Annotated in this window: 1 protein-coding gene; it reads left to right on the forward strand. The window is 66.2% G+C overall.

All coding sequences use genetic code 11. From position 1 onward, the window contains the following. Positions 1–456 (forward strand): acyltransferase domain-containing protein (locus CD790_RS34230; RefSeq protein WP_144387278.1); only part of this gene is annotated, 456 nt, incomplete at both ends.

A 456-nucleotide genomic window follows, 5' to 3' on the forward strand; every position in this document is an offset into this window, starting at 1 on the left:
TTCCCTGTGTTCGCTGAGGCTTTCGATGAGGTGTGTGCGGGGTTCGATGGGTTGCTGGAGCGGCCGTTGCGTGAGGTCGTCTTCGAGGACGGCGATGCTCTGGACGCGACGGGGTTCACGCAGTGTGGTCTGTTCGCTCTGGAGGTGGCGCTTTACCGGCTGACCTCGTCGTGGGGTGTGACGCCCGATTTTGTGGCCGGTCACTCGATCGGTGAGATCGCTGCGGCGTATGTGGCGGGGGTGTGGTCGCTGGAGGACGCGTGTGCTCTGGTGGCGGCGCGTGGTCGGTTGATGCAGGCGCTGCCTTCGGGTGGTGTGATGGTGTCGGTGCGGGCGTCGGAAGCCGATGTTCTGCCGTTGGTGGAAGGCCACGGTGAGGTGGGTGTGGCGGCGGTCAACGGTCCGTCGTCCGTGGTGATCTCGGGCGCTGAGGCCGCGGTGGCCGTTGTGGTGGAG

Source organism: Streptomyces sp. SAJ15, from assembly GCF_007595705.1.
GTDB lineage: Bacteria > Actinomycetota > Actinomycetes > Streptomycetales > Streptomycetaceae > Streptomyces.